The organism is Candidatus Phytoplasma pruni (assembly GCF_001277135.1).
GTDB lineage: Bacteria > Bacillota_I > Bacilli_A > Acholeplasmatales > Acholeplasmataceae > Phytoplasma > Phytoplasma pruni.
This window is the reverse complement of record NZ_LHCF01000025.1, coordinates 1-4,074: the sequence shown is the minus strand read 5'-3', so window position 1 is coordinate 4,074 and position 4,074 is coordinate 1. Positions and strand designations below refer to the sequence as shown.

The following is a 4,074-nucleotide window of genomic DNA, read 5'->3' as shown; positions in this document are numbered from 1 at the left end:
TCTAGTTAAAAAATTTCTTTTTTCGCCTTATTTCTTTTTTAACAGATCAGAACTATTTTATAAAAATCAAAGGAGATATTAAGTAATGTTGAAATTAAAAAATCATTTTCAAATAATTTATCTTTTTTTAATTACTTTTATAGGAATGTCATTAATTGCTAATAACAATCAATTAATGACAACAAAAAAATTGATATTATAGAATATGCTATGGAACAATTAAATGAAGATATTCAATATTTTAATAAAAAAGAATACAAATTAGTTTAAATAAAATAACAAAATTAATATCTAACGAAGATAAAAGAAAACTAAAATTCTAAGATAATACAAAATCACAAAAACAATTAAATATTAAAAATCCAAATTTAACCCTTTCAAACAAATTCAAACAACAATTATAAAAAATAACAACTTGTAGAGAAAAAACTTTTACCAATTTTTAAAACCATTATATTTTTAAACCTATGTCAAAATCTGCAGCTTTTGAATTTAAGGAGTAGTAATTTTGTTGACGATTTTTTCTCTTTTTTTTAATCTAACTATATATATTGAGGACATAAAATATTTAAAAAATATTTTCAAACTATCTTTTGAAATTAGTAATATATAAAATATAAAAATAGTTTAAACAGTTTTTAAAATGAAAATTATATTTTATTAATTTGAAAAGAAATTATCTACTTAATTTTAAGCTTTAAAGAACAATTTTAAAAATAAAAATTTTTTAAAAAAATGGAACAGTGCGCAACTAGAAGAGAATTAAGGAGCGCAGAAATCAAATTAACCACCTAAATCGCTAAAATTAATAGTCTAAATAAACAAATAAACAATCAAAAAACTTGGAAAGGTTCAATTCAACCGTTTGTGCTACAAAAGTTAAACAAGAAGTAAATAAAAAAAGTTGAATCTGCAACTTCTTGGTTCAAAAAAAAGTTTTAAGGTTAATTAAAAAGTTAAATATGTTAAAATATGTGCAGATTAAAAAAAATTATTAAAGGAATTAATAAATATGATCAAAATTAAAAAAATCAAATAGTTTTTCTTAATCATTATTTTTATCGTTATTCTGCTTTTTGGTTTTATCATCTTAACCGAAACAGGAGTTATTCAACTCCCTAAAAATCCTATTCCTATCCTAGATAAAATTGAAAAAAACAAAATCAATGAGTGGGGGAGAAAATAAATATGGAAAAAATGAATACATGGTTAAAGTTCATTATAAATTCAATGGCTTAAATGGCATTGCTTATTGCCAACAACAATTTAATGATAAAGAAAATAAAAGTTTTTTTGAACTAGCAACAATCAAAGATCGTATCGAATCCCAATACAAACCTTCCAACCTGGCCATCTTCATCAAAAACCGTCATCCTTTTGACCGTTGGAACAAAGATTGTGATACTTATAATTTTACCGCTTTAAACGGTTTTGAAGGCGCATCTTTTTATAAAAAAAGACGACAACCAATTATGGCGTTACATTTGATTCAAAAAAACAATACAAAGGCCAGGAAATAACTACTTAATCCTCAATTACAAAGGCCCTAAAACACTTCCTCGAAGAAGATAAAGACTTACTGACTTGGTACAATTTGTACCCACAACGATTAATTCGAATTAAACAACTTCTACCTTCATTTCAATCCTGTTAGTGGTATTTTATCCATCTAGTTGTATTTTTTATCCATCTTCAAAAATAAACACAATAACGATAAAGCCAAAAAAGCTAAAATGAACAAAACACACCCTGATGGTTGGTAAAAATAAAAATTAAAGGAGTTTTAATTCATGTTTCCATTAAAAAAACAATTTTTTACAAAAATAAATGTTTTTACCTATATTAATTTTTTTAATTCTTATAATTTTTAAACAAAAAATTTATGCTTACCCTTTGTTAGAACAACGCATAGGTATTCATACAGATTTTAAAGAGGTTCCAAACGCTAAAGCTAATATAGTCGTTACTCATGGTATTGCCGAGAGTTCAAAAGAATATGAAGGGTTATCAAATTTTTTAAATAATAATAATTATAATGTTTTAATTTATGACATTAGAACTCATGGTCAAAGTAGAAATAATTCTAACGATGTAGCAGATATTGATAATTTTCATACTTTCATAGATGACTGACATTTAATAATTAATTCTTTAAAACAACAAAATAATTTAAAAAATATTTTATTGGGACACAGTTTAGGCGGAATGATTAATAATTGTTACGTTTATAAATACAATGATATAGATGGAGTTATTAATAGTGGCGCTCCAACAAAAATAATAGATTCTGCAAATGCATTTATCGAAGAAGAAACAACAAAAAATATGCCAAACATTCCAGTAGGAATGAATTATGATAGATTATCGAGATTACCTTTAACACAAGAAATGAAAAATTTTAGAAGTGTAAAATTCTTAACTGCAAATTTTATAAGAAATACTATGATTTTAAGCATTCAATATTTTCAAGAAAATTTAATAAATAATTCATTTATTTATCCAAAACCTATTTTATTGTTACACGGAGAAGAAGATAAAGTTATTTTGTCAGAGAATAGTCAAGAATTGTTTAATATTCTTACAGAATCTAATAAAACATTGAAATTGTATCCTAATATGTATCATAATTTATTTAATGATTTAAATAGCGAACAAGTTGTTTATCAAGATGTTATAGCGTGGTTAGAGCAAATTGTATAAAAATTCAAATAGATAAAAAAAGCAAAAAAATAATTTAATATATAAATCTTATTTTTTTATAAAAACTTTATAAAGACCCTTCATAAGGGTCTTTTCTTTTACCAAACACAACAACAAAAAATGGCAAGGCTATAAACTTAAAACCCCAAATAAAGGAGAAAAAACAATCATGACCATAAAAAAAATGCAACAAAAAATACTTTCTCTTGAAAAACAATTAAAATTATTATATAATACAGTAAATGTTAAAAATAAAGGAGTTGATTTAAATACAGAAAAAGATATTGAAAAAACTCAAATTAATATTTTCGACGTTGCCAATTACATTATTAAAAAAAATAAGAGTAAAATTACTAATATGAAATTACAAAAATTGGTTTATTATACATATGCTAAATATTTAGTTGAAAATGATCAACCAATTTTCAATGAGCCCATCGAAGCGTGGCTTCACGGCCCTGTTTTCCCGAATTTATATGACGAATTTAAACGTTATACCAATAAACCGATTTGTAACGGAACTAAAAAAGGAGAAGAAAAGCATTTAACAAACGATCATCGTGTTTTAATCGATAAAATAATAGAATTGTATGGAAATAAAAAAGCTACTACTTTATCTAATTTGAAGCATAAAGAAACTACTTGGCAATCAACTTCGGATAATAATGAAGATTGGTCTAAAAATGTTATTAAAGATTGAAATTATAAAAAATTATTTTATAAAAAATCTCAAAAAAATAAAGTAATCTTATGAGTTCAAAAGCAAAATTTCGTTATTCTTTTGTTAAAAAATATTCACCTTGTAAAAACTTTAAACGCTTGAAAATTCAACAATTTTTTGATGATATTCTTTATCCTTTAGACAAGCCTATAAAACATGATAGTTTTCAAAGCGTCATAAATAGCGATTTACATTTTCATAAAGTTGAAGAACATAAACTTGTTAATGAAGGTTTTGAAAACGTTGTAACACTTGCAGAAGGCGAAACGGTTTATCAATTAAAAACTACAAAACAAAGTCGTTTATTAGGTTTAAAATTAAATAATATTTTTTATATTCTTGGTTTTGATCCTAAACATAAAATATATTAATTTAACAAAAAAACAATTCTAATACATATTCGGTTGATAAACCAGAAAGTTCTAAAAAGAACAATTCTAAAAATAAAGGAGTGGCAATTAATGATTAAATTAAAAAAACAATTTAAAATAATTTATCTTTGTTTAATAACTTTCATAGGATTATTATTTATAAATAATAATAAAGTAATTGCAATGAATAATTTAAATGATGAAAATTCCATAAATAATGAGATTAATAAAATTTATTTAGAACGAAAAAAATAGCTACTCAAATTTCATATTTTCATATTT

The 4,074-nt window shown here is 23.4% G+C and carries 5 protein-coding genes and 1 pseudogene; all 6 read left to right on the top strand.

From position 1 onward, the window contains the following. Positions 1-85: 85 nt before the first annotated feature. The 6 genes and pseudogenes from CPX_RS03570 to CPX_RS02935 all read left to right on the top strand — a co-directional run bounded on the left by CPX_RS03570 (position 86) and on the right by CPX_RS02935 (position 4,047). On the top strand, positions 86-202 hold the full coding sequence (locus CPX_RS03570; protein ID WP_152907391.1) for an SVM family protein: 117 nt from the start codon (positions 86-88) through the stop codon (positions 200-202). Positions 203-1,166: 964 nt separating this feature from the next. Next, positions 1,167-1,520, top strand: coding sequence for a hypothetical protein (locus CPX_RS03425; RefSeq protein WP_235443265.1), 354 nt, complete (start codon positions 1,167-1,169; stop codon positions 1,518-1,520). 307 nt (positions 1,521-1,827) lie between these two features. Next, positions 1,828-2,700, top strand: a pseudogene (locus CPX_RS02515) (alpha/beta fold hydrolase). Positions 2,701-2,869: 169 nt separating this feature from the next. After that, positions 2,870-3,400, top strand: a complete 531-nt coding sequence (locus tag CPX_RS02510) for a Panacea domain-containing protein (protein ID WP_053521600.1) — start codon at positions 2,870-2,872, stop codon at positions 3,398-3,400. A 50-nt stretch (positions 3,401-3,450) separates the two neighbouring features. Continuing rightward, positions 3,451-3,792, top strand: a complete 342-nt coding sequence (locus tag CPX_RS02505) for a hypothetical protein (protein ID WP_053521598.1) — start codon at positions 3,451-3,453, stop codon at positions 3,790-3,792. Positions 3,793-3,882: 90 nt separating this feature from the next. Then, a complete protein-coding gene (locus tag CPX_RS02935; RefSeq protein ID WP_084007123.1) occupies positions 3,883-4,047 on the top strand; it encodes an SVM family protein in 165 nt (54 codons plus the stop codon). Positions 4,048-4,074 lie beyond the last annotated feature (27 nt).